Raw genomic sequence first — 417 nt, 5'->3', positions numbered from 1 at the left:
CTGTAACAGAAGGGATTCCAGGTATTTGACTGAGGACGCGTTTTTTCACCACTCAGAATGATTTCACTGCGGGATTTTCCTCCGTTCATGAAGTTGATGACTTCCACATCGTCTTCACGTCCAAAGCGTCTGGCCAGATACCAGATCGTTCTTGCCGTATCATTCTGTGCCTTGCCATCGACAAGGGTGAATCCTCTTGCCCAGCAAAGTGGGTTAATCGCCCAGGCAAAGATGGTTTCTGTTTTACCGCCACCGGTGGTGGCGAAAAACATTATATGGCGGGTCAGATCGTCCATACTCAGCCATAACTCCCTGCCAATATCCCTGACGCGTTGATAACCAACATAGAATATGCCGCTGGCCGGTGATTCCAGAATGACCTCATACTGGAACAGGGTTGGCCAGAAGCTGAAAAGA

1 pseudogene is annotated in these 417 nt (G+C 49.2%); it reads right to left on the bottom strand.

Features of this window, described 5'->3' with window-relative positions:
* Positions 1-417: pseudogene (locus RTW80_RS27470) on the bottom strand (conjugal transfer protein TrbC); the annotation flags it as partial.

The organism is Escherichia sp. AM3, assembly GCF_032029835.1.
Taxonomy (GTDB): Bacteria; Pseudomonadota; Gammaproteobacteria; order Enterobacterales; family Enterobacteriaceae; genus Escherichia; species Escherichia coli.
This window is presented reverse-complemented; position numbering and strand designations above follow the sequence as displayed.